The organism is Nonomuraea sp. NPDC049141 (assembly GCF_040648415.1).
Taxonomy (GTDB): Bacteria; Actinomycetota; Actinomycetes; order Streptosporangiales; family Streptosporangiaceae; genus Nonomuraea.
This window is the reverse complement of the sequence record NZ_JBEZDR010000003.1, coordinates 508,749-532,430: the sequence shown is the minus strand read 5'-3', so window position 1 is coordinate 532,430 and position 23,682 is coordinate 508,749. Positions and strand designations below refer to the sequence as shown.

At 70.9% G+C, this 23,682-nt stretch carries 19 protein-coding genes; 5 read left to right on the top strand and 14 right to left on the bottom strand.

Features of this window, described 5'->3' with window-relative positions:
* Positions 1-11: 11 nt before the first annotated feature.
* Positions 12-3,905 carry a metallophosphoesterase gene (locus AB0B91_RS10905; protein ID WP_358318085.1) on the bottom strand — a complete coding sequence of 1,298 codons (3,894 nt, stop codon included), beginning with the start codon at positions 3,903-3,905 and terminating at the stop codon, positions 12-14.
* Positions 3,906-4,290: 385 nt separating this feature from the next.
* On the opposite strand from AB0B91_RS10905, the gene AB0B91_RS10900 reads away from it, so the two are divergent.
* Positions 4,291-5,985 carry a glycosyl hydrolase family 28-related protein gene (locus AB0B91_RS10900; protein ID WP_358318084.1) on the top strand — a complete coding sequence of 565 codons (1,695 nt, stop codon included), beginning with the start codon at positions 4,291-4,293 and terminating at the stop codon, positions 5,983-5,985.
* Positions 5,986-6,058: 73 nt separating this feature from the next.
* Here AB0B91_RS10900 and AB0B91_RS10895 read toward each other — a convergent pair whose 3' ends face one another.
* Positions 6,059-6,613, bottom strand: a complete 555-nt coding sequence (locus AB0B91_RS10895) for a hypothetical protein (protein WP_358318083.1) — start codon at positions 6,611-6,613, stop codon at positions 6,059-6,061.
* Here AB0B91_RS10895 and AB0B91_RS10890 point away from each other — a divergent pair.
* The gene (locus AB0B91_RS10890; protein WP_358318082.1) at positions 6,606-6,743 is read left to right on the top strand and encodes a hypothetical protein; all 138 of its coding nucleotides are present in this window, start codon (positions 6,606-6,608) and stop codon (positions 6,741-6,743) included. The two genes, AB0B91_RS10895 and AB0B91_RS10890, sit on opposite strands and share 8 nt — an antisense overlap.
* A 142-nt stretch (positions 6,744-6,885) precedes the next feature.
* On the opposite strand, the gene AB0B91_RS10885 is transcribed toward AB0B91_RS10890, so the two are convergent.
* Complete coding sequence (locus AB0B91_RS10885; RefSeq protein WP_358318081.1) at positions 6,886-7,203, bottom strand: hypothetical protein; 318 nt, start codon at positions 7,201-7,203, stop codon at positions 6,886-6,888.
* Between the two features lie 156 nt (positions 7,204-7,359).
* On the opposite strand from AB0B91_RS10885, the gene AB0B91_RS10880 reads away from it, so the two are divergent.
* Positions 7,360-8,562 (top strand): MFS transporter, encoded by a 1,203-nt coding sequence (locus AB0B91_RS10880; protein WP_358318080.1) that lies wholly within the window; start codon positions 7,360-7,362, stop codon positions 8,560-8,562.
* On the opposite strand, the gene AB0B91_RS10875 is transcribed toward AB0B91_RS10880, so the two are convergent.
* The 6 genes from AB0B91_RS10875 to AB0B91_RS10850 form a co-directional block, all read right to left on the bottom strand.
* Positions 8,559-9,428: an LLM class F420-dependent oxidoreductase gene (locus AB0B91_RS10875; RefSeq protein WP_358318079.1), complete on the bottom strand. Its 870-nt coding sequence runs from the start codon at positions 9,426-9,428 to the stop codon at positions 8,559-8,561. The genes AB0B91_RS10880 and AB0B91_RS10875 overlap by 4 nt on opposite strands.
* Positions 9,429-9,599: 171 nt before the next feature.
* Complete coding sequence (locus tag AB0B91_RS10870; protein ID WP_358318078.1) at positions 9,600-10,040, bottom strand: S26 family signal peptidase; 441 nt, start codon at positions 10,038-10,040, stop codon at positions 9,600-9,602.
* The gene (locus tag AB0B91_RS10865; RefSeq protein ID WP_358318077.1) at positions 10,037-11,890 is read right to left on the bottom strand and encodes an ABC transporter ATP-binding protein; all 1,854 of its coding nucleotides are present in this window, start codon (positions 11,888-11,890) and stop codon (positions 10,037-10,039) included. Before AB0B91_RS10865 ends, AB0B91_RS10870 begins: the two co-directional genes overlap by 4 nt.
* Entirely contained in the window at positions 11,887-12,447 is a 561-nt protein-coding gene (locus AB0B91_RS10860) for a hypothetical protein (protein WP_358318076.1), read from the bottom strand. Before AB0B91_RS10860 ends, AB0B91_RS10865 begins: the two co-directional genes overlap by 4 nt.
* 90 nt (positions 12,448-12,537) lie before the next feature.
* The gene (locus tag AB0B91_RS10855) at positions 12,538-12,723 is read right to left on the bottom strand and encodes a hypothetical protein (protein WP_358318075.1); all 186 of its coding nucleotides are present in this window, start codon (positions 12,721-12,723) and stop codon (positions 12,538-12,540) included.
* A 140-nt stretch (positions 12,724-12,863) separates the two neighbouring features.
* Positions 12,864-15,617, bottom strand: a complete 2,754-nt coding sequence (locus AB0B91_RS10850; RefSeq protein WP_358318074.1) for a BTAD domain-containing putative transcriptional regulator — start codon at positions 15,615-15,617, stop codon at positions 12,864-12,866.
* Positions 15,618-15,734: 117 nt separating this feature from the next.
* On the opposite strand from AB0B91_RS10850, the gene AB0B91_RS10845 reads away from it, so the two are divergent.
* Together AB0B91_RS10845 and AB0B91_RS10840 are read left to right on the top strand one after the other, a co-directional pair.
* Positions 15,735-16,259: a MauE/DoxX family redox-associated membrane protein gene (locus AB0B91_RS10845; RefSeq protein WP_358318073.1), complete on the top strand. Its 525-nt coding sequence runs from the start codon at positions 15,735-15,737 to the stop codon at positions 16,257-16,259.
* 123 nt (positions 16,260-16,382) lie between these two features.
* Positions 16,383-18,065, top strand: a complete 1,683-nt coding sequence (locus AB0B91_RS10840) for an aromatic amino acid ammonia-lyase (RefSeq protein ID WP_358318072.1) — start codon at positions 16,383-16,385, stop codon at positions 18,063-18,065.
* Between the two features lie 70 nt (positions 18,066-18,135).
* On the opposite strand, the gene AB0B91_RS10835 is transcribed toward AB0B91_RS10840, so the two are convergent.
* The 5 genes from AB0B91_RS10835 to AB0B91_RS10815 form a co-directional block, all read right to left on the bottom strand.
* Positions 18,136-20,466 carry a glycoside hydrolase family 6 protein gene (locus AB0B91_RS10835; RefSeq protein WP_358318071.1) on the bottom strand — a complete coding sequence of 777 codons (2,331 nt, stop codon included), beginning with the start codon at positions 20,464-20,466 and terminating at the stop codon, positions 18,136-18,138.
* Positions 20,467-20,583: 117 nt separating this feature from the next.
* A complete protein-coding gene (locus AB0B91_RS10830; protein ID WP_358318070.1) occupies positions 20,584-20,835 on the bottom strand; it encodes an SCO4226 family nickel-binding protein in 252 nt (83 codons plus the stop codon).
* A gap of 31 nt (positions 20,836-20,866) precedes the next feature.
* Positions 20,867-21,778 carry an oligopeptide/dipeptide ABC transporter ATP-binding protein gene (locus AB0B91_RS10825; protein WP_358318339.1) on the bottom strand — a complete coding sequence of 304 codons (912 nt, stop codon included), beginning with the start codon at positions 21,776-21,778 and terminating at the stop codon, positions 20,867-20,869.
* Positions 21,779-21,783: 5 nt separating this feature from the next.
* Positions 21,784-22,815 (bottom strand): ABC transporter ATP-binding protein, encoded by a 1,032-nt coding sequence (locus AB0B91_RS10820; RefSeq protein ID WP_358318069.1) that lies wholly within the window; start codon positions 22,813-22,815, stop codon positions 21,784-21,786.
* Entirely contained in the window at positions 22,812-23,681 is an 870-nt protein-coding gene (locus AB0B91_RS10815; protein WP_358318068.1) for an ABC transporter permease, read from the bottom strand. The genes AB0B91_RS10820 and AB0B91_RS10815 overlap by 4 nt, the downstream gene beginning before the upstream one ends.
* Between the last annotated feature and the right edge of the window lies 1 nt (position 23,682).

Here is a 23,682-nt window from a genome sequence, read left to right as displayed (position 1 = left end):
GCGGCGCCGGCTCAGCGGTTGTTGAACCAGTGGTACATCGGCGAGTCGGCGTCCCACTTGCCGGGGCGGCCGTGCTCGTCCTTCGTGACGAAGACGCTCGGCTCGGAGGCGGTCACACCGCCGCCGGCGGAACGCGCCACGACGAACCAGGCGTAGGCCGTGTCGTCCTTGAGGCGGTTCCAGGTGACCGAGGCGACCTGGCCCGAGGTGACCGTGCTCTTGCCGATGATCCGGCTGGGCTTGTAGAGCGCCAGGGAGTCGGTCTGGAAGCTCGTCGTGCGGGAGGTGAGGTCGACCGGCAGCACCATGTTGTCCTCGCGGCCGTTGTAGCGGCGCAGCGGATCGAACTCGGTGGCGCCGAAGTCGTTGAGCAGCGGAGAGTAGGCGTCAATGCTCAGCTCCGCCCGCTTGACGTTGAACTGCAGCAGCCGGAAGAAGCTCGCACCGAACTGGAGCTGGTCGTCCGGCTTGTACCCGCCGATCTCGGTGAGCCCGAGCCGGTCGGCCGAGACCGTGTAGAACTGGTAGTCCGCCAGCAGCTCGACGACGCCGTTGCCGACCTGGCCGACCTTCGGCTTCACGTTGGTGCCCACGCCGTGCTCGTGACCGGCGAGGATGAGGAAGACGTTCGGGTTCTTCTCGACCACCGTCTTGTACAGCATCGAGCCGTCGGGTGCGGAGAATCCGGCGCCGCGCCCGTCGGGGTTGGTGCTCGGCACAAGGTAGTCGTGCGAGAGCAGGATGCCGTTGCGGTCGGGGAACTTCTTGAAGATGGAGTCGGCCCATTCGGCCTCCTCCCTCGTCACGCCGAACGACAGACCGACCACGACGAAGTCCAGCCCGCCGGCGGAGAACAGGTCGTAGTGGTTCTGGTTGTCGCCCTCCTTCCACGGGCCGCCGTACTTGGCGTGCTGCCAGCCCTGTGAGGCGTCCTGGTAACGGCTGGGGCCGTAGTACTTGTTGTAGATCGCCTCCGGCCCCTCCTCGGTGCCCGACTGGTTGTCGTGGTTGCCGGCGATCACGCCGTTCGGGATGTTGGCCTCGTCCAGCACGCGCTGCTGCTTCGACGACACCTCGAACTCGCCGGTGATCTGCTTCTGTGTGGCCTCGTCGGCGGGCTTGCGGATGTTGTTCTCGATGATGTCGCCGGTGTGCGCGACGTAGGAGATCTTGCGCTGGTCCTTGTTCGCCTTGATCCAGTCGACGACGCCGGAGTAGGCGGACTCCCACACCGCGCGTTCCTCGGGCGTCTCCTGCTCCACCGCGCCCTCGGAGATGTACTGGGTGTCGGTGTAGTGGACGATCGAGAAGTCGTACGAGGCGGGGTCGTCGAAGTGGTTCGGGTCACCGGGATCGACGTCGTCGGCGAACGGGTCCTCACCCGTCACCAGGACGTGCACCTGCCGCTTGTCGATGTACTTCTCGTCGACCACGGCCGTCAGGGCGGTCTTGCCCTGGGCTGCGCCGCGGGCGCTCGTCAGGAGGTCCCACGCCTTGTCCTTGGTGTTCCACACCCGCAGCGACACCAGACGCTCGGGGTCGATGGCGCCCTCCCAGCGCAGGACCGGGGCTTCCACGTGCCCCTCCACCTTGACGTCGTACCGCTGATAGGTGATGTCCTGGCCGGCGAGCGCGTCGAGCGTCTTGCCGTCGGCCGGGTCGAGCCCGTCGGCCTTGACGCGCTTCTCACCCGGAACCTGCAAGGTCGTGGGGAGGGACTTGGCCGTACCCTGGTACACCTCGTTCGGAGTGAGGATCTCGGCCTGCGAGAACGTCGCCGTCACCTTGCCGCCATCCGGCTCGGCGACCTTCGCCGAGAGCTTGACGGGATCGGACACATCGACGGCCCCCAGTGCCGGGGTCAGCTCGGCGGGTACGTCCGGGATGCCCGCGGACTCGAACACGATCTCGCGGGTCGCGGTGTTGCCGAGCCCGTCGGCCCCGGTCACGGCCAGCGTGTGCTTGCCGGCTCGAAGGCCCGGTCCCACCTTGGCGCCCAGCTCGATCGGCTGGCCGTCGAGCTTGACGTCCGGCCCGGACACCACGCCCGAGGCGTCCTCGAGCTTGACGTCCAGCACGACCGAGGCGGAGATCTTCTCGTTCGCGGCCGGGACGCTCTTGCCGACCTTCGGCGCCGAGTTGTCGGTGACCAGGAGCCGTGTGGCGACCTCGCCCGCCGCCGACGTCGCGGACAGCGTGTGCTTGCCGTCCTTGATGGCGGTGGTGTCGAGGTCGGCGCGCAGGCCGCGGGCCGGGGCGTCCACGAGGAATTCGAGGTCGATCTCGGTCAGCGGGTTCACGGTGTCGCCGCAGTTGCCGTCGCCCATGCCGTACGAGGTCTTGAGCATCTGACCGGCCGCCGTGCCCGCCGCCGGGGTGAGGGCGATGTTGGAGATCGCGAAGTCGTCGCGGTTGTTGCCGCACGACGTCGGGAAGGTGCCGGCCACGAAGTCGATCGTGTTCCAGCCGGGCACCAGGAACTCGTTCGGGATCGTGAAGTCGACGCGGCGGCTGACGAAGTCACCGTCGAGCACGACCTTCTGGCCGTTGACGAGCACGTAGTTCTGGTAGCGCGCCTCGATCGAGTTGGTGCCCACGTTGAAGCTGAGCGTCGCGTTGCCCGAGCCGAGCGTCTCCATGACGTGCACCGGCGGAGCGTCGATCTTGTAGCGCAGCTCGGCCTCGCGCAGCGCGGTCTGGCTGCTGCCGCAGGTGCCGTCGCCCATCTCGTACGACGGCTTGATGTCCTGGCCGGTCACGGTGCCGCCGTCCAGGGCGAGGGCGAGGTTGGCGATGACGAAGTCGTCGCGGTTGTTGCCGCAGGTCTCCTTGAAGTCTCCGGTGACCACCTTGATCACGTTGTCGCCGGGCACCAGGAACCGGGCCGGGACCGCGATGGTCACCCGCCGGCTCACCCAGGAGCCGCCCAGGTCGATGCGCTTGCCGTTGACGAGCAGGAAGTTGTCGAACTTGTCGTCGATCGAGTCCGCGCCCACGTCGAAGCTGAGCTGCGCGGCGCCGTTGCCGAGCGTGGCCTTCGTGACGGGCTCGGCGCCGTCGACGGTGAGGGACTTGACCCCGTCCCCGGCGCCGGCCGGGACGGTGGCGAAGACCGATTTGGTGCCCGCCACGAGCGTGCCGTCCGTGGGCAGCAGGCGCGGCGCGCCGGCCGGGGCGTTGTTCACGCTCACGGTGTTCTTGACCTTCGCGCCGGCCGCGGTCGTGGCGGTGATGGTGTGCTCACCGTTGGCCAGCTTGGTCGTGTCCACGTCCGTGGCGAGGCCGGTGGTGCCCTGCGGGTCGGACTGGACGAAGAACTTGAGCGTGGCGCGCTTCAGCAGCGAGGTGTTCGTACCGCAACTGCCGTCGCCGAAGGAGAGGGTGTAGGGGTTGTCCTCGCCGTCGGCGACCTCACCGAGCAGCGCGAGACCCACGTCGGACAGCACGAAGTCGTCGTAGTTGACGCCGCACGAGGACTGGACCGTCCCGACCACGATCTCGACGGTGTTCTCGCCCTTGACGAGCTGCTCGTTGGGGATGTCGATGGTGGCCCGGGTGTTCACGTAGTCGCCGATGTCGGTGCGGTGAGCGCCGTTGACGAGCACGTAGCTGTGGTACTGCGCCTCCGTGGAGTTCGAGCCGACGTCGAAGCTGAGCTTGGAGACGCCCACGGTACGGGTGGCGTCGAGCGCGGTGCCGTCGATGTCGAGTTTCGTGACGCTGTCACCGGCCGTGGACGGGACCGCCGCGACCTTCACCTTGCCCTCAAGGTAGGAACCGCTGACGGGGGTGAGCGTCGGAGGGGTCGACGGGCTCTGGGAGGTGGTGGGCGTCGGGCTGGGCCGTCCCCGCTCTTGCTGCGCCGGGTCGGGATCGGCGTACGCCGAGGTGACGAGACTGCTCATGAGCAGGGCCACGACCGTGCCGATCGCGGCGAGCCGCCATCGGCGCCCTAAACCACCCCGTGATTTATGTGCTGCTGACCGCATCAGGTGCAGTCCCTTCTTTCCTTACGTGCCCTTGCGGCGAACACTTTCGAGCGCACCCGTGAACGGTGCGCATGGAGGGGCTGAAGAGAAAGCAAACGATCAAATGATTCTGCTCATCTGTTACGAGATAGGAGCAAATGGGTCACAAGACCGAACATCCTTACAGAACGGCCAGACAAGGACGAGACAAGCTTTTCGGAAATACATCCGATGTATGACCGAAGGTCGCCCGCACAAGGCCATTGACAGCCCTAGCCTTCTATGGGATCACAGTCAAAAGATCCCATCTTTGAGGAGTGCCATGCGTCAGGACCTCGCCAAGCTGAGCCGCCGATCGCTCGTCGGGGGCGCGGTGGCGGCCATCGCCGCGCCCGCGCTCGCGAGCGGCGCCGTGGCGGGGGCCGAACCCGCCCGTGCGGCGACGGGCCGCCCTTTGGACGCGTCCACCGCGCTGCTGGACCAGTGGGCGCAGGCGCCCGGATCCCACCCCCTGATACCCGACATATCCCGCGCGGGCTACCGCCTGGGCAGCCGTCCGCCGCGCCTGGACGTGGTGACCCGGGTGACCGACCACGGCGCCCGCGCGGACGGGACGACGGACTGCGCACCGGCGTTCAACGCGGCGCTGCGCGCGGCCGGGGAGCGGGGCGGCGGCGTGGTGCTGGTGCCCCGCGGCACCTATCTGCTGTCGTCGCCGGTCTTCGTGCACTGGTCCAACGTCGTCCTGCGCGGTGCCGGGCGCGACGCCACCGTGCTGCGTTTCAGCCGGACGCTGGACGACGGTTACCGGCCGGCCCGGCAGTCCAACGGCAACAGCCGCTGGTCGTGGACCGGCGGGCAGATCTGGTTCATGGCGGCCGAGCGGCGGGCCCGGTCGGAGGCCGAGGACTTCGCCGGCACCGAGGGCTGGCTGCTGGGAGACACCCTCGCGGAGGCCGGCGCCGCCTCCCGTGGCCAGTGGACGCTCCCGATCTCCGGCACCAGCCGGCTGCGCGCGGGCGACATGGTGGTGCTCGAATGCGACAACCCGCCGGACGCGAGCTTGCTGACGCATCTGGCCGGCGACATCCCCGGCGCCCGGTCCTCCTCCTACGACTGGCCGCGCCGGGCGCCGCAACTCGTCACCGGCTCCGGCGGCCAGTACGTTCAGTACGCCACGCTCCAGTGGCCCGTCCGCATCGAGGCGATCCTCGGCGACCGGCTGGTCGTCCTGGCCCAGCCGCTCAAGTACGACCTGCGTCCCGGCTGGCCGGCGCGGCTGCGCGCGATCGGACCGACCGTCCACGACAGCGGCGTCGAGCAGCTGACCGTCCGCAACGAACTGGTCGCGATGACCGCGCACAACAGACATCCCGGCTCGAACGGTGTGTGCTTCCAGGCCGTGCACGACTGCTGGGCGAGCGAGGTACGCGTGGAGAACTGCGACCTCGGCTTCGGCTTCACCTCCGCCAAGTCGACCACCCTCTCCAAGGTCACCGTGGGCGGCCGGTCCGCTCACCACAGCTTCGCCTGCCGGATGCAGTCGCATGACAACCTCGTCGACGACTTCGAGATCGAGGCGTTCACCGTGCCGGTGCCCTCCGGCGCCGTCCACCACGGCCTCAATGTGGAGGGCCTGTCCTCGGGCAACGTCTGGCGGCGCGGCCGGATGGCCGAGGGCACCTTCGACACCCACCGGGCGCTGCCGTACGAGAACGCCCGGACCAACATCACCCTGGTGAACAACGGCCGCGTCGGCGGCTCGGCCGCGTCCGGCCCGCTGTTCGGGGCCCGGATCGCGCACTGGAACGTCCGGGTCACCGGCGGCAGCGCGTACGCCCTGACGATCGCCGACGTGGCCCCCCGCAGCGTGACCGTCGGCATCCAGGGCACCGACGGCACTGCCAGCGAGCTCACCCCGGACTTCACCGGCGACCTGGAGAGCCTCCTCGTCCAACAGGGCACCCCGCCCCGCGTCACCGACCTGTACGCCGCCCAGCGCGACCGCACGGACTGACCGGCGATCGCGCGTCAGGTGCTCGTGAACGGCTCATGCCCTCGCTGAGGGCGAGATCAGCACGCGGAGGAGGTCAGCACGCCGACGAGTCGGCCGCCGTGCCTTCGGCGCAGGAGCTCGCCACCAGCCTGGTGCGCAGGGCGGACAGGGTCGGCGCCGTACCCGCAGTGGGCGTGGCAGTCGCCGTGGGGGCGGTCTCCGGCTCTCCTGCGGGCACGGAGGTGGCCGTCGCGTCCGGCTTGCCCGTGGGCTGGGGGCAGAGGTCGTCGTCGCAGGTGGACGTGGGAGTCGGCTCGGTCTCGTCCTCGGGTACGTATTGCGCGGGGTCGGTGACCGGGCGGCCGATGAGCTGCCGGCGCGCGGCCAGGTTGTGGACGTACATGAGGCCCGTGCCGGCCGTGCCGATGGAGTCCTTGAGCTCGGCCAGTGTCGAGGTGGCGGGATGCTCGACCTGCAGTCTGATCTTCCCGTCGGCATAACCTTGGCCGAGCTGCCCGGCCAGGACCTTGTCCACGCGCACGACCAGACTGGCGTACCGGATGGCGGCATCCTCGCTGTCGTAGGCGACGATCGCGGAGGAGCCGTCGGAGTCGTCGGAGGCGAACGCGATGCCCGGCTCGATGTCCACGATCGTGCCCTGGACGAGGGCGGCGGCGGCCTTGAAGGCGGCCGAGTCCGAGGCGCCGGGGGTGACGTCGGCCAGCGAGGCGCATGGTCACCACGCTCCGTTGATGTGCGAGCGGTCGTGGCTGCTGTAGGTGGCGGTGGTGGACGTGCCGGCCTTCATGCATGAGGTTCGTGTGGCCCAGTCCGATGCTGTGCCCGATCTCGTGGCAGGCGGTCTTCCTGCGGACGGTCGTGTTCGTCATGTCGGCCAGGTCGAAGCGGAGCTCGGCCCGGTCACAGGTGTATTCGCCGCCTATCTGGGCCAGCACCCGGACGCACGGTGTGGGTGCCGGCGGTGCTGTCGTAGCCTCCGATGCGCAGATCGGTCTGGTAGTCCAGGTTGGCCATGCCGTAGTCGGCCGCGTACAGCATGTTGGTGGTGAGGGTGGAGGCGTTCCAGTAGACGTCGCGGTTGTCCGTCTTGGGGCAGCACCAGGTGGGGTGCCAGGCGTAGAAGCCGAAGGTGTTGGCAGTCGCGGGAATGGCCATGGTGACCGCGGCCGAGGCGGTCGTGACCACCGCGAAGAGTAAGGCGAGAGCTGACTTGCGCATGAATGATCACTTTGGGATCGACGCGCGGCGGTAGGTGGAAATTTACCCCAACGGTAGACGTACGCCAGGCGACGACTCGGCTCCGCTTGAACGGCACAGACAGCACGGCAATGATCGAATCCGGCAGTGCGCCCCGGAACTGTGCGAAGGAGACTCATGGACCCCCAGCAAACGCCCGGCACATTAGCAGCCCCGCCGCGCTCGCCGTGGCTGACGATCGTCATCGTCTACCTCGGCGGGGTCGTCGCGGCGATGAGCCTCGGCAAGTTCGCCTCGGTGGGGCCGGTGGTGGCGGCCGAGCTCGGGCTGTCGCTGTCGCGACTGGGCTGGGTGATCTCGGCGGTCGTCGGCGTGGGCGCCGCCGTCGGCCTGCCCGCCGGTTATCTGGTCCGCCGCTTCGGCGCGGAGCGGTCGCTGGTCACCGGCCTGATCCTGATCGCGGCGGCGAGCGCGGTCAGCGTGGCCACCGGTGACTTCGCCTGGTTGCTGGCCGTCCGGGGCGTCGAGGGCATCGGCTACCTGCTGGTCACCATCTCCTGCCCCGCGCTGATCCTCCGGCTGGCCCGCGAGCGGGATCGCGGCATGGCGCTGTCGTTCTGGGCCACGTTCGTCCCGATGGGAATCGGCGCGAGCACGCTCGCGGGGGGCGCGATGGGCTCCGCCCTGGGCTGGCGCGGCTGGATCGGGCTGCTCGCCGGTCTGACGTTCGTGATGGCGCTGGTGGTCTGGGTACGGCTGCCGCGCGGGGCCGGGCGGCAGCCGGCGGCCGGGCCGGTCCCCCGCGCTGGGGCGCTGGTGTGGCCGGCGGTGCTCGCCGCGGCCTTCTGCCTGGCCGCGTTGGTGACCATTCCGGTGATCGTCCTGCTGCCCACGCTCCTCATCGAGCAGCACGGCCGCTCGGCCACCGCCGCCGGCGCCGTGACCTCGGTGATCTCGCTGCTCAGCGTGTTCGGCGGGCTGGTCGTGGGCGTGCTGCTCCGCCGGGGCACGCCGGTCGGCGTCCTGGGGCTGGTCGGGGTGCTGACCGTACCGGCGGCCTGGCTGATGTACGGCGGCCCCGGCTCGGTGGCAGCCGTGCAGGCCGGCGCGGGGGTCGTCTCGATGGAGAACGGGTTCCTCGGCGCCCTCGTCTTCGCCGCTCTCCCGCTGGTGCTGGCGCGTCTTGACCACGCCGACGTCGGCAACGGCGTGGTCGCCCAGGCGGGCAGCCTCGGATCGCTGCTCGGTCCGCCGCTGTTCGGCCTGGTGGCCGGCGGGATGGGCTACCAGGCCCTGGTGCCGGTCATCGCCGTCGGGATCCTGGCCGCCGTCGGGCTGTTGCTGCTGGTCGGTGTACGGGTGGCCCGGCAGCCTTCCTAGCCTCTCCCTGGTTCGAGCACGGCGGCGGCGGTCTCCAGAGCGGCGAGGTGCTCGTCGACCGAGCGCAGTCCCGCCCGCATGGTGTCGATGGCCACGTGCGTGGCTCCGGACTCCCGCCACCGGTGGACTGACTTGTGCAGTTCGTCCGCACTGCCGTCCCAGCGGACCCGGCCTTCCATCCCGAGTGCGGCCGGGTCGCGCCCCGCCTGCGAGGCGGCCTCCTCGACCATGGCCTTGGCCTCATCGAGCTGAGGGCCCGGAGACATCTGCGGGAACCACCCGTCGGCCAGGCGTCCGGCACGGCGGTACGCCGCGGGCGACTGCCCGCCGAACCAGACGGGGATCGGCCGCTGCACGGGCAGGGGCGCCAGCCCCGCTCCCGTCACCCGGTCGAAGGTGCCCTCGAACGTGACCGAGGGCTCGGTCCACAGCCGGCGCATCAACTCCACCTGCTCCTCGACGCGCTTGCCCCGGGTGGTGAAGTCCTGGCCGAGGGCTTCGTACTCGACCCGGTTCCAGCCCAGTCCCACGCCCAGCCGGAACCGGCCGGTGGTCAGCAGGTCGACCTCCGCCGCCTGCTTGGCCACCAGGGCCGTCTGCCGCTGGGGCAGGATGATGATGCCGGTGACGAGCTCCAGCGAGGTCAGCGCGGCGAGGTATCCGAACAGGACCATCGGCTCGTGGAACGTGGTCCGCACGTCATAGGGGCCGTCCCAGCCCCGGTGGACCGCCGGGTCGGCGCCGACGACGTGGTCGAAGGCCATCACGTGCCGGAACCCGAGCTCCTCGACCCGCTGCCCGTAGGCGCGTACGGCGCCCGCGTCCGCGCCGATCTCGGTCTGAGGAAAGACGACACCGATCCGCATGCATGGCTCCCGTCAAGTTCCGGCGACTCCCGGACATCATCCCGTACCCGGGCACCCGATCAGCGGCACAGGCCGGCCAGCCGGCGGATGTCGGCACGGACCGCCCGCCGCAGCAGCCACCCCAGAACCGGCTCCAGCAGCCTCTCGGCGGCGGGGCGCGGGGCGACGCGGCTACCCGACCTTGCGCAGCACCACGCCGAGCAAGCGGTCCGTCGTCAGATAGCCGGAATGGCGAGAGTCATGTGAGTGGTCCGCGTTGTCCCCCAGCACGATCAGGTGGCCGGCCGGCACGCGGGTTCCTGGCGCGGTTCGCAGCGCGGGCACGGTGTCCCTCGGTATCGGGTCACCGGGTAGGGCCGCGACTCGCTTGATGATCAGGTGTGGCCCGCTCATGGGCGCGTCCGGCTGGGTGTGACCCGGCTCCGTGAGCACCACGACCTGCCCGGTGCGCAGTGAACGGGGTGGCGTCCGCCGAAGGACCAGGCGCTCGCCCGGACGATACGTCGGCAGCATGCTCTCCCCACGGACGGTCACCACCATGTACCGCCTGCGCAGCCGGACGACGGCGAGCACACCGGCGACGGTGACGAGCACGGCGATCGCGCCGATCATCGCGCCGCTCCGGTCGGGTGGACCTCGTCCCGGTAACCGGTGGCCTGCCGGGTGAACAGCCGCGCGTACGTGCCGCCGTCCGCCAGCAGTTCGGCGTGCGTGCCCTCCTCGGTGACGACGCCGTCGGCCAGCACCACGATCCGGTCGGCGGCACGAACCGCGCCGAGCCGATGGGAGATCACCACGCTGGTACGCCCGGACCGCAGGCTCGCGAGCCGGCTGTGCACCTCGTACTCGGCTTCGGGATCGAGGCCCGAGCTGGGCTCGTCGAGGATCATCAGGTCCCGGTCACGGCGCAGGAACGCCCGCGCGAGCGCAACCCGCTGCCACTGCCCGCCGGACAGCAGCACGCCCTCCGCCTCCTCACCCTCCTCGTCCAGGGTGAATCCACGGCTCAGCAGCGTGCGATAGCCGTACGGCAGAGCCGCGACGGTGTCGTGGACGCCGGCGTCCTGCGCCGCCCGCTCGACCCGCGCCTGGTCCTGGGTGGCGGCCTGGTCGCCCAGGGCGATGTTGTCGGCCGCGGTCAGCTCGTACGTCACGAAGTCCTGGAAGACCGCGCCGATCCGGGCGCGCAGCGTCTCCGGCGCCACGTCGCGGAGGTCCACGCCGTCCCACAGGATCGCGCCGCGGGTCGGGTCGTAGAACCGGCACAACAACTTCACCAGCGTGCTCTTGCCGCCGCCGTTACGGCCGACGAGCGCGACCGTACGGCCGTGCGGGATGAACAGGTCGACACCGCGCAGTACCCAGGGATGATCCTCGCCGTACCTGAACCAGACGTCGCGCAGCTCGATGCCCCGGCGCAGTGGTGCGAGCGGCGCCGGCCGGAGCGGCGCCGGCAGGTCGGGGCCCGCGGTCACGATGGTGACGTGATGGTGGAACGTCAGCAACTGTTCGTAGGCCATCACACCGGCCGACACCATGACGTTCAGCGCGGACTGCACACCGGCGACGGCCGCCACGAACATCGACACGTCACCCACGCTGAGCTGCCCACGGCCCGCCGCGAGGATCGTCCAGACCAGCCCCGCCCCGGCCACGATCGCCGACGTGGCCGACAGGCTCGCCTGGACGAAGAACTCCCGCCGGTCCATCCGGCGGCGCGCGGCGTTGGCGGTCCGCAGCTCGGCCAGCATGCGCAGGCGCAGGAAGGCGCCGAGGTCGAAGAGGCGGATCTCCTTGGCGGCGTCCGCGGTCGACATCAGCTGGGCGTAGAACAGCTCCCGGCGTTCGGCCGGCCCGATCCGCCACAGCATCGCGACCCGCTGCCGGGACAGCCGCAGCTCGATGAACAGCGCCGGTACGGCCGACAGCAGGACCAGGACGGTGAAGGCGGGACTGATCAGCGCCAGGGAGCCGACGAACCCGGCGACGGTCATCGCGCTGCGTGCGGCGGAGGCCGCGGTGTCCACCAGCCTGCCCGGGTTGGTCGCGCTCTGCTGGGCCAGACGCAGCCGGTCGAGGAAGGCGGGGCTCTCGAACGGGGCCAGTCCCGTGAAGTGGGTCACCGCCGCGAACAGTTCGTCCTTGGAACGCAGCGCGGTTCGGCGGTCCACCTCGGCGCGCAGGTACTGCGCCGCGTGCGTGGCCGCCACCGCGGCCGTCGTCACGGCGGCGATCGTCACCGCCAGGCCGAGCAGGATGGTGGTCCGGCCCTGCGCCAGGCCGTCCAGCACGGCCTTCGTCAGCCAGGCCAGGGCGATCGGGGTGGCGGCGCCCACGAGCGTGACCGCCAGGTATCCGAGCAGGTGGACCGGCGCCGAGCGCCACACCATCCCGGCGGCGCGTACCGCGCATCCCGCCAGGACCCGGGGCGTCGGTGACGTCTCCGGACCGCGGCTGGTCACGCCGGCGACCCGGCCGGCAGCCGAGAGATCCGGGACGCCGTCGCGAGCAGCCTGCCGCCCGCGGCCACCTGGAAGAAGCTCGGGAACGACTGAACCTGGAACGCGCCCGCGACCTGCGAGAACGCATCCCCGGTGATCACCTGCGCAACGGGTGACAAGGTCGTGACGAGCTGCTCGGGATCACCCGACCGGTCGTCGACCACGGCCAGCACCCGTGACCGGTCCTGGCCCGCCGCCCAGGAGGCCAGCTCGGGAAGCTGCTCGTGGCAGCCCTTGCAGTCGGGCGACAGGAACGTGACGACCGTCCCCTCAGCCAGCAGGTCCCGCGTCACGCCGGTTCCGTCCATGGTCGTCGCGTCGAAATCGCCGACGACCTCACCGACGGCCAGTCCTCCGCCGCCGCCCGCTCCGGCCAGGGCGCCCGTGCCGACGACTTCGTACAGCGCGTCGATCAGCTTCGTCTGCTCCCGGATCCGCCGGACCACGCCGAGGGTCAGCAGCAGGTCCACCAGGCAAAGGATGCCGACAAGGGCCACGATGGCGATCAGGTAAGGCACAGGACATCTCCGTGTCGAAAGCTCATGAGGGTGTGCCCGGCCGCGGCCGACCACCGCCGGGCACCGTGAAACTGCCATCTGGTCCAGCGGTTACGAGCAGGCGATGGAGCTCTTGCAGCCGCCGCACGACACGTGGCCGTTCGGGTAGTAGCAGCAGTACTTCGCGGTGAACGCCGGGAACTTGCAGCACTCATAGCCGCAGTCGGTAGCCCGGGCCACGGTGTGCGGGGCGATGAGCTCAAGGAGCCGATCGGCCATTCTGGTCACGACGCGCATGGAACCTCCCAATAAGCGATCCCGGGCGGGCCGAGTCCCGCCCGGAGCGGCCGGGTACGGCCAACCTGCCGCCGTCCCGCTGCCGCACGTCGCAGCCTGCACCGGAGGGTTGAGCGATTTCTCAATGATTTCTTAACGGCCTATCCCCGCTGGTCGGAGTCCTGGCCGTCGGGCTGGTCGGCGGCGGCGATGCGGTCGCGCACCTTGCCGGCCTTGGCGTCGCCGAGAGCGTCGTAGCACTCCGCCGCCCGCTTCCAGGCGTCGAGCGCGGCCGCGGTGTCACCCGCCAGCAGGTGCGTCTCGCCCAGCCGGACCAGCGTCTCGGCGGCCGGGTGCAGGTCGTCGCAGCCGCGCAGCAACTCCACCGCCCGCTCGTACGCCGCCACCGCCTGCGCGAAGTCACCTTTGGCCTCCAGCACGGTGGCGATGCTGTCCCAGGCGTGCCCCTCGCCCTGGGCGTATCCGAACTCGGCCAGGATGCGCTGCGCCCGGCGGCAGTCGGCCAGCGCCTGGTCGTACTCGCCGACCTGGGCTCGCCACCAGCCCGTGTTGTTCAACGCCCGCGCCTCACCGATGACGTCGCCGCCCTGCCGGAACAGCTCCTGCGCGCGCAGCGTGTGCTCCAGCACCTCGCTGGGTCGCACCCGGTTCAGCGAGACGGTCAGGCCCAGGTGGACGTGCGCCTCCAGAACCGGCTCGTCCAGGTCCTGATACAGCTCGAGCGCCTGATGGAAGTGCTCGACCGCCTCCAGGTCGCGGCCGAGCCTGACATGGGCGCGGGCGATGCTGTTGTGGCAGCGGGCCTGGGCCGCCCGGTCGCCGAGCCGCCTGGTCGCCTCCAACGCCACCCCCTGAACGTGCAGGATCTGCTCCCATGGACCGCGGCGCTGCATGAACTCGGCGAACGCCCACGCCAGCTGCCACGCGTGCCGGTCCAGCCCGGCCGCGGTCGCCTCCGCCAGCAACCCCGGTAGCGCCACCGACTCGTCGGCGTACCAGCGCAGGGCCTCCGCCTGCCCGGCGAAGGGCTCCAGCACGGCGCCTCGCGCCCGCGGTTCCAGCTTCAGCTTCTCGCGGTGCGGGTAACAGATCTCGCTCGCGGCGCACGCCGAATGCAGGTAGTAGTCCAGCAGTCGCCGCGTGGCCGCACGCCGTACCGTCCGGCTGTCGGCGGTTCGCTCCTGCTCCAGCGCGTACACGCGCAGCAGGTCGTGCAGCCGCAGGCGGCCGGGTGCGCGGAGGCCGACCAGGTTGGCGCGGTCGAGCTGTGCGGCCAGTTCCCGGGTGCGGTCCATCGGCAGAGCGGCCAGGCTCGCCGCCGCCGCGAGCGGCAGGTGCGGCCCGGGGTGTCGCCCGAGGCGCCGGAACAGCCGGATCGCGGGCTCGGGCAGGTCCCGATACGAGCGCCCGAACACTCCGCGCAGGTCCACCGCCGGGTCGCTGTGGGCGAACGGCTCCAGATCCGCGTCGGCCCGCGCGAGGTCGGCGGCGACCTCCGCCAGCGGCAGATCGGTCCGCCGCACCAGCTGCGCCGCGACGATCGCCAGGGCCAGCGGCAGCCGGCCGCACCGGCGGATGATCAGCTCGGCGGCTTCGGGCTCCGCCGCCAGCCGTGGCTCGCCCAGCCTCGCCGCCAGGAGGCGGTAGGCGTCTTCATCGGGCAGGACGTCCAGGCACACCAGGGAGGCACCCGCGGTGACCGCGAGGCCGGACAGCTCGGATCGGCTGGTGATCAGCGTCAGGCACCCCGGCGCGGTGGCCAGCAGCGGGCGTACCTGTTCGGCGCCGCGGGCGTCGTCCAGGACGACGAGGACCCGCCGGGAGGCCAGCATGCTGCGGTAGAGCCCGATCCGGGCCTCGGCGCCCGAGGGCACCTGGGCTTCCGGGACCGCGAGCGCGCTGAGGAACCGGGGCAGGACCATGGCCGCGTCGGCCGGGTCGACCGTGCTGAGATCGGCGTACAGCTGCCCGTCGGGGAAGCGGTCGCGATTCAGGTGCGCCCAGCGCAGCGCGAGCGACGACTTGCCCACGCCGGGCGGTCCCGAGATCGCGCAGACCGCCGCGGTCTCCGGCCGGTCGCCGGTCGCGATCGCGGCCAGTCGTTCCAGCTCAGGCGCCCGTCCGACGAAGCCCCTCAGATCGACCGGTAGCTGGGCTGGGACCACCTGTCCGGTCTCGGCCGCGTCGCCGGACCGCAGCAGCGTCCGATGGACCCGCCGCAGCTCCGTACCCGGCTCGACGCCCAGCTCGTCGGCGAGCGTCCGGCGTACCTGCGCGAAGTGCGCCAGCGCGTCGGCGGTCCGCCCCCACGCGTGCAGCGCCTCGATCAGCGCGGCCGCCAGGAGCTCGTCCAGCGGGTACTCATCGGCCAGCGGCGACAGTGCCGCCACCGCGGCCGCGGCGTCACGACCGGTCATCGTCCGCGCCCACCGCAGCATGCTCTCTTTACGTTCGTCGCGCAGACGGTGGCGGGCCCGCTCGGCCCATTCACCGGGCAACCCCGTCAGCGGGTCGCCGCGCCACAACGCGAGAGCATCACCCAGCAACGGCGCCGGATCCGGCTCGGCCATCGCCTGGTAAGCGAGACTCCGGAACCGCGACACGTCCACCGCGGACTCGTCCACGTCGAGCAGATAACCCCCGAGCCGATGGACGACGGCGCCGTCACCCGCCAGTACGTCACGACGGATGCGGGTGATGATCGTGTACAGGGTGCGCCGCGCGCCGGGCGGAACCTGCTCGCCCCAGACCCGGGCGAGGAGCGTCTCGACGGACACGACCCGGCGAACCTCCCAGGCCAGCGCGGCGAGTGCGAGCGCGACCTGCGGCGGCCGTACGGGCCGGGTCTGGCCCGAACGCTCCACCTCGATGGTTCCGAGCAGCCGAATCAGCACGACGGTTTCTCCCTGCTTGCAGATCTTCGAGGGTAACCAACCGTTATGGCACCGGTACGCAGTACGCGGTAAGCAGCGCTCTTGCCGCGTTCGCCCCACCGTGGCTAGGTTGTGATCATGCAGTACGTCGACGTGGCGAGCAGACTGCTGCTGCTCACGATGTTCGCGCTCGCCCTGGTGAGCAAGATTTCGAGCCGCCGGGCCTGGGGCGAATTCGTCGAGTCGACCAGAGCGATGGCGGTGGTCGGCGACTCGCAGGTCGTGGCGGTGGCGGTGGCCACGGCGGCGGCCGAGGGTGCGGTCATCGTGCTGGCCGCCGTTCCGCTCCGCTGGGCCGGATCCGTGGCGTTCATCATCGCCGCCGGGCTGCTCGGGTGTCTCACCGTCGCGGTCGGCCTGGTCGTCCGGCGGGGGAAGTCCGTCACCTGCCGCTGCTTCGGCGCCTCCCAGACGCCGTTGGGCGTACCGCACGTGGTCCGCAACGTTCTTCTCGTGGTGATCGCCCTGCTCGGGCTGGCCGGATCGTTGGTGAACGGCCCCTTCGACCCGTTCCTCACCGCGATCGTCGGCGTCTTCGGCGCCGTTCTGGGGTTGCTCGTCTCCCGCTGGGACGATCTCGTCTCGTTGCTGGCAGCACCTTGAGGTAAGCGCCGGTCATAGGGCTGGTCGAGCACTCGTCTCCCGGTGTTGAGCCCTCTCTGGTTCTCCTCCGTCCGATGCTTATAACGGAGCGGCATTGATCTTCGTGACGCTCCGGGAGACACCTTGATCACCCAAGTAGGACGAATAGCCGCCGGCATGGGCCTGCTCGCCGCCCTGTGCGTGCCAGGGCAGGCCGTCGCCGAGCCTGAACCGCCCTTGGCAGCGACGGCGCCGCCGGTGCTGGACCTGGTGCTGGACGGCGATTCGCTCTCCCTCCGGGACTCCTTCGCGATCCTCGAAGGCCGTCCCGTCGTCGCGCGGCTCGCGGCGCAGGCGTGGGCGAACATGAACGAGACGCGAGCCGGCGCGCTGGCGGCCCTGGACGACCAGCGGGTGTACGGGTGGAACCAGGCGCTCGGGCCGCTGAAGGACCGTCCGCTGACGCCCGAGCAGGCGGAGCAGTTCCAGCGCAACGTGCTGCGCTCCCACGCCGCGGGCGTCGGTGAGCCGCTGCCCGACAACGTGGTCAGGCTGGCCCTGATCCTCAAGGCGAACCAGATGGCCAGAGGCACGGTCGGCGTACGCCCCGAGGTGCCCCAGCGACTGCTGGCCATGGTCAACGCCGGGGTCCTACCGCGAATGCCGCAGATCGGCTCGCTGGGCACCGGAGACCTGCAGCCGCAGGCGGCGGCGGGACTGGCGGCGATCGGCGAGGACGCGCCGGTGCGCTACCGGGGTGAGGAGGGACCCGCCTCCGAGCTGCTGCCGAAGGCCGGGCTGGCCGCCGGCTTCACCTTGCAGGCCGGGGAAGCGCTGCCGATCATCAGCGGCAGCACCGTCCTGGCCGCCACGCTGATGGACGCCGTACACCGGGCCACCGTACTCGCCGACCAGGCAGAGGGCGCTTTCGCGCTGTTCATGGAGGCGACCAGGGCCGAACAGGGATCGCTGGACGCGCGTACCCACCAAGAACGCCGCATCCCCGAGCAGAACGCGATCGCCGCGCGGCTGCGCGCGATGGTGGCGGGCTCGGGCTGGATGACGGAGGAGGGCCGCAAGCGCCTCGATCCGGCGAACTACCACCCGCGCGTCCAGGACGCGGTGTCGGTGCGGGCGGCGCCGCACATCATGGCCGGGCTGCGGCACGTGCTCGCCGACACGCGCCGGACCCTGGTACGGGAGGCCAACGCTTCGACCTCCAACCCGCTGATCTTCAAGCGCGATCAGGGGCCGGGGTACGAGTTCGTGATGGGCGGCAACTGGGACGGCTCCGTCATGGGGCATCTCGCCGACACCGTGAACGCGGAGATCACCGACCTCGGGGTGCTGTCGCAGGAGCTGTCGGGGCGGCTGCTGTCCCCCAGGTGGAGCTACGACCTGCCGGCCAACCTCGCCGGTGGGACGGTCGGCCTGAACTCCGGAATGGTGCAGGTGCAGACGGTGGCCGCCGCGCTGATCCCGGAGATGCAGGCCAGGGCCACACCCGCGGGCACCCTGTCCCGGCCGGTGAAGGACGGGCAGGAGGATCACAACACGATGGCGATGGCCTCGGTCCGGCACCTGCACGAGAACCTCGACCGGCTGGAGATCGTGCTGGCGGTCCAGTACCTGATGTCCGCTCAGGGAATCGACCTCATCGCGCAGAAGATGGCGGGCTTGCCGCTCGGCGCCGGCACGCGGACCCTGCTGGCGGAGCTCAGGGGGTACATCACGCCACTGGACGAGGACCGCTATCTCACTCCCGACCTGGAGCGGGCCATCTGGCTGGTGCACAACCGGCACCTGGTGCCGTCCGTCGCGGGGTGACGCGGGTGGCGTGACCGTCGAGTGGCCGCGGCCAGGGAGTCGCGGGGTGACGCGGGTGGTGTGGCCGCGGCTAGGGGGTCGCGGGCGTCAGTGGTGGAGCCGCGTTCCGCGCTCTGTCCAGTGCCTGGTCGGGCCACCACTGGCCGGCGGCCGGGGTGACGATGCCGTACGCCGGGTCCGCCGGTCCCGGGGTGCCGCGGGTGCACTGGCCGTTGGAGAATCCCGGGCTGTTGAGCCACAGCAGCGCGTCGGCCAGCGGCCGCCCGGTGCCGGCGGTCGGCCGTGCCCCGGTGCCCCTGCCCGGAGGGTTGCACCATTCGTCCGGCACCGGGAACCGCCCGGCAGGTGGCTGCCACTCGCCCGTACCGTTCCGGCTGGTGTCGACGACGAAGTGCGGCAGGCCGGGCGTGTCGTCCGGTACGGCGGCGAGAGCCGCGTCGGCGCACGAGGCCGTACGCGACGCCGTTCTCAGGAGGACGCACCTGGACAGCTTCGCGGCGTAGGCGAGCGAGCGATCGGTCGGACGGTAGCCGACGATGTTGACATAGAAGCCATCCGCGCGGGCCGCCCCCGCGTTGACCAGCCGGTCGGCGATCTGCGTGAACCCGGGCCACCCCGCCAGCCCGCCGTCGAGATAGACGGCGGTGTCGGCCAGGCCCGTGAGGGTCTCCACGGCGTAGGACAGATCGCCGTACCGCTGGACGGCGGCGGCCTCCCCGCCCCGCGGGCACTCCGGGCCGCCGGGTATCCGCGCCAGGCCACTGGGCTCCAGGGCGACGACCGCGGGCCGGTTCCCGATGCCCTCGGCCACGGCGTCGATCCATGCCCGGTAGGTCTCGGTGTTCGGGGCGCCGCCGTTCCAGCAGTCACGTCCCGGGATGTTGTTGGTGACGAACACCGGAACGGTCCGCTGCCGGTCCGCCTGGGTGACGATCTCACGCACCGTACGGGAGACGTCGGCGGGCGAGCCGCCGGCGAGCCAGATGGCCTGGGGCACCTCCGACATGGCGCGCATGAGAGCGGCGTCGGCCGTCCTGCCCTGGGCCGACCAGGTCCGGGCCTGCCGGGCCGCTTCGGTGTCCGGCTGCGTGTAGAACCGTACGCCGTCGGCGCGCAGCGGGTTCTCGCCGGGGAGCTTCCGCCGGCGCGTCCCGGCGTCCGCCGCGACGGCGGAGGTCCCGGGGGTCCGCGTGGACTGGCCCGGAAGGCCGCGGTCGGCGGTCGCCTGGATGGCGAGGATGGTGCCCGCCGCCAGGGCGAGCGCGGCGCCGGCCCACACCCAACGCCTGGACGTGGCCCGACGTCGTCGCCGACCCCTGCCCGGCACGGCGACGCGACCCGGCTCGGGAGCGGTCGGCTGACCCCTGGAATCGGTGCGAGAGATCTTGCTCCCGGCCGCTCCGGACGAAGCACGCGGGGGCTCGGACTCACGCGCCTCAGGCGGAGTACCCCCGGCCCGAGTCGGCACAAAGGCGGGCGCAGCGTCCCCAGCCAAGGCGCCCAAGGGGTCGGCCCCGCGCACCTCGGGCGGAGTGTCCTCGGCCCGAGGCGGGACGGAGGGGGGTGGAAGGCGTTCCGTTGTGCCCCCGGCGAGGGCGTCCACGATCTCCGCGGCCGTCGGGCGGGCCGTCGGGTCCTTGCTCAGCGCACGCCGCACCAGGTCGCCGAGGACGCCGTCCAACTGAGGGAGGACGGGGTCGTCGTGGATCACCCGGTACAGGACCCCGTGACTCGCTCCGGTGCCGAAAGGCGGCTGACCGCAGGCCGCGAAGACCACCACACCGCCCCACGAGAAGACGTCGGAGGCGGGCGTCGCCGACCCGCGGGCCTGTTCCGGAGACATGTACGCCGGCGTGCCCATCGCGGTGACGGAGAGCGTGGTGGAGTCGGCCGAGAAGGCCAGGCCGAAGTCGATGACCTTCGGGCCCACAGGGGACAGCAGCACGTTCGACGGTTTGAGGTCCCGGTGGACGACGCCCGACGCGTGGATCGCCCCCAGCGCGACCGCCGTGCTCATGGCGAGCCCCTCAAGCGCCGAGCCCGACATCGGGCCCCGCTCCATGACCGCGCGGTACAGCGTCGGCCCCGGCACGTACTCGGTCACGACGTACGCCGTCTCACCGTCCACATCGGCCTCGAGCACGGGAGCCGTGGAGAAGCGGGCGACCCGCCGCGCGGTCGCGACCTCGCGGCGGAACCGGCGGCGGAACTCCGGGTCACCCGCGAGGTGCCGGTGGATGACCTTGATCGCCACCGGTCTCCGCGCACGGCCCTCCGCGAGGTAGACGATGCCCATCCCACCCTCGCCGAGCCGGCGGATGATGCGATGGCCGCCGACCCACCGGGGGTCGTCGCCGGTTCTCCTGTCCACCGCGTCGCCGTGCTTGGTGCCGTGTGCCATCGCCCGCCCATCTGGAAAGACGCCGGGGTCCTCCTGAGACCTGAACGCAACAGGACTTCGGCAAGAGGTACGGCTCCGGCGGCACCCGGGTTCAGGTGCCACCGGTAAGGGGCGTGGTCAGTCCACCTCGATCGGCAGCTCGTAGATCTCCGAGGTGGGGTGTCCAGCCTTCTCGTGCACCCGCTGCACCGCTTCCTTCGACGGTCCGGACGACAGGCAGAACACCTTGCCGGACTCGGGGTCGAGCCAGGCGCGCTCGAAGTGCACGCCCTCCTCACCTTCGACCGCGAGGTCGCGCTCGTGAGCCTCGCGCAGCTGCTCCTCGGTGACGCCCACGAACCCGCTGTGCACATCCATGAACTTCGCCATCGTGAACTCTCCCTCGGTCTCCCCTTCTCTGCTAGGAGGGCGTTCCATCCCGTTCCATCGCCGTCCGGTCCGGAGCGCGCAGGACACAGCGGACGAGGTGCTCCTCTCCGTACACAGGAACCTCGCCGCCGCACGCGTCGGTGGCGTACGGGCAACGGTTGCGGAACAGGCACCCGCCTGCGAGGGGTGGCCCGTTCCTGCGCTCCTGCCGGGGTGGCCGCTCGCCCTCGTGCGCCGCCCAGGGGTCGGGGGCGGCCTCGGCCAGCAGCCGGGTGTACGGGTGCTCCGGCGTGAGGATGACGTCGTCGGCCGGGCCGCGTTCGACGATCTGCCCCCGGTACATGACCATGATGTCGCGGGCGAAGTGCCGGGCGGTGGCCAGGTCGTGCGTGACGTAGAGGACGGCCAGGTCCTCCTCGCTCTTGAGCCGGTCGATCAGGTTGAGTATCTCCAGCCTGATCGACACGTCCAGCATCGAGACCGGCTCGTCGGCCAGCAGCACCTTGGGGCGCGGGGCCAGCGCCCGGGCGATCGCCACCCGCTGCCGCTGGCCGCCGGACAGCTCGTGCGGATATCTGCGGGCGAACGCGGCGGGCAGGTTGACCCGTTCCAGAAGCTCCTCGGCCGTGCCCGGCGTCTTGTGGATCTCCAGGGGGCGGCGCAGGTGGTAGCCGATCGTGTGGGCCGGATTGAGCGACGCGAACGGGTCCTGGAAGACCATCTGTACGTCTTTGCGGTAGTTCGAGGTCGCCAGCAGGATCTCGCCGGAGGTGGGCGTGACGAGCCTGGCCAGCATGCGGGCGATCGTGGACTTGCCGCTGCCGCTCTCCCCCACCAGCGCGGTGGTCTCGCCGGAGCGCAGCTCGAAGGAGACGTCGTCGACCGCCCTGAGGCGCTCCTTCCGGTTCAGTTTGAAGGTCTTGCTCAGGTGGCTGACCGTCATCGGCGTCACGGGGTCACCTCGTACTCGAAGCGGCGTTCCAGCAGGCGCCGGTCGGGGCGGGCGGGGTGCAGCCTGCGGTCGTACTGCAGGCAGGCCACGAAGGAGTCCTGGATCGAGTCGAGCTCGGGCTCGTACTTGTGGCAGCCCTCGAACGCGTACGGGCAGCGGGGGGCGAACGAGCAGCCCGTCACCTCCTTCGACAGGTCGGGCGGGCTGCCGGGGATGCCGTGCAGCGCCTGGCGTTCGCCGCGCAGGCTGGGGAAGGAGTTGAGCAGGCCCACCGTGTAGGGGTGGCGGGGCTGGAGGAGGGTGTCCTTGCTGGTGCCGTACTCGACGATGCGGCCGCCGTACATGATCGCGAGCTGGTCGCTGATCTCCAGCAGCAGCGACAGATCGTGGGTGATGAAGACGACGGCGAAGCCGAACATCTCCCGCAGCCGGTCGATCTCCTCCAGGATGTCGCGCTGCACCACCACGTCCAGCGCCGTGGTGGGCTCGTCCAGGACGACCACGTCGGGGTTGAGCGCCATCGCCATCGCGATCAGCACCCGCTGGCGCATGCCCCCCGACAGTTCGTGCGGGTAGGAGCCGATGCGTCCAGGGTCGATGCCGACCAGCTTCAGCAGTTCGCGGGAGCGCTCCTCCCGCTCGCGCTTGGACATCGACGGCTCGTGGGTGGTGAACACGTCGTGGAGCTGGCGCCGGACGCTGAGCACGGGATTGAGCGCGTTCATGGCGCTCTGAAACACCATGGCCACCCGCCGCCAGCGGAAGCGCCGCAGCGCCTCCCCGTCCAGGGCGAGCACGTCGATCGGGTCGCCGTCCTGGGGGTGGAAGACCACCTCGCCGGCGGTGGTCCTGCCGGGTGGCTGCAGCAGCCGGTTGATCGCGTACGCCAGCGTCGACTTGCCGCAGCCGCTCTCGCCCGCGATGCCGAGGACCTGGCCCCGGCCCAGCTCGAAGCTGATGTCGCGGACCGCGCGGGTCTGTCCGTAGGCCACGCTCAGGTTGCGTACGGACAGAACGGTGTCGTTCATGCGGCCGCCTTTCGCAGTCGCGGGTTCATCAGTTCGTCGATGCTGAAGTTGATCAGCGAGAGTCCGGTGCCGAGCGCGGCGATGCACAGCCCCGGCGGAACGAACCACCACCAGGCGCCCAGGGAGAGCGCGGAGCCGTTCTGGGCGAAGTAGAGCATCCCTCCCCAGGACGTGACGGAGCCGCCACCCAGGCCGAGCGCGGACAGTCCCGACTCGGTGAGGATGGCCCCGATCACCGCCCAGACGAACCCGGAGGCGATGACGGGGGTGAGGTTCGGCAGGATGTGAAAAATCATGATCCGCCAGCCCGGCTCGCCGCTCACCCGGGCCGCGTCCACGTAGTCGCGGTTACGCAGCGACATGACCTGCGACCGGATGACCCGCGACGGGCCCGCCCAGCTGATCAGGGAGATGATCAGTGCGTAGGTGACCGGGCCGCTGTCCTCGACGTAGTCGGCGACCACGATCAGCAGCGGCAGCGTGGGGATGACCAGCGTGACGTTGCTGAGCAGGGAGAACGCCTCGTCCAGCCAGCCGCCGACATACCCGCCGACGACGCCGACGATCAGCGAGGCCGCCGTGGCCAGCACCCCGGCGACCAGGCCGATCAGCATCGACCCGCGTGTGGCGTGCAGCAGCTGGGCCAGCACGCTCTGCCCGGTGTCGGTCGAGCCGAGCCAGAGCTGCGCCGACGGCGAGTCGAGCCGTCCGGCCACCAGGGCCTCGGGGTCGCCGACCAGCAGGGGCCCGATGACGGCGAGCAGGGCGAAGAAGCCGACGATCGCCAGGCCGGTGACGAGCTTGCCCGATCTCGGCAGGCCGAGCAGCCGGTCCCGGGGAGCGGCCAGGCTTACAACGACGGTCACG

Coding starts and splice junctions, on each gene's coding strand:
- AB0B91_RS10905 (WP_358318085.1), bottom strand. CDS start 3,905: ATGAGCAGTCTCGTCACCTCGGCGTACGCCGATCCCGACCCGGCGCAG.
- AB0B91_RS10900 (WP_358318084.1), top strand. CDS start 4,291: ATGCGTCAGGACCTCGCCAAGCTGAGCCGCCGATCGCTCGTCGGGGGC.
- AB0B91_RS10890 (WP_358318082.1), top strand. CDS start 6,606: ATGTCCACGATCGTGCCCTGGACGAGGGCGGCGGCGGCCTTGAAGGCG.
- AB0B91_RS10885 (WP_358318081.1), bottom strand. CDS start 7,203: ATGCGCAAGTCAGCTCTCGCCTTACTCTTCGCGGTGGTCACGACCGCC.
- AB0B91_RS10880 (WP_358318080.1), top strand. CDS start 7,360: ATGGACCCCCAGCAAACGCCCGGCACATTAGCAGCCCCGCCGCGCTCG.
- AB0B91_RS10875 (WP_358318079.1), bottom strand. CDS start 9,428: ATGCGGATCGGTGTCGTCTTTCCTCAGACCGAGATCGGCGCGGACGCG.
- AB0B91_RS10870 (WP_358318078.1), bottom strand. CDS start 10,040: ATGATCGGCGCGATCGCCGTGCTCGTCACCGTCGCCGGTGTGCTCGCC.
- AB0B91_RS10855 (WP_358318075.1), bottom strand. CDS start 12,723: ATGCGCGTCGTGACCAGAATGGCCGATCGGCTCCTTGAGCTCATCGCC.
- AB0B91_RS10845 (WP_358318073.1), top strand. CDS start 15,735: ATGCAGTACGTCGACGTGGCGAGCAGACTGCTGCTGCTCACGATGTTC.
- AB0B91_RS10835 (WP_358318071.1), bottom strand. CDS start 20,466: ATGGCACACGGCACCAAGCACGGCGACGCGGTGGACAGGAGAACCGGC.
- AB0B91_RS10830 (WP_358318070.1), bottom strand. CDS start 20,835: ATGGCGAAGTTCATGGATGTGCACAGCGGGTTCGTGGGCGTCACCGAG.
- AB0B91_RS10825 (WP_358318339.1), bottom strand. CDS start 21,778: ATGACGGTCAGCCACCTGAGCAAGACCTTCAAACTGAACCGGAAGGAG.
- AB0B91_RS10820 (WP_358318069.1), bottom strand. CDS start 22,815: ATGAACGACACCGTTCTGTCCGTACGCAACCTGAGCGTGGCCTACGGA.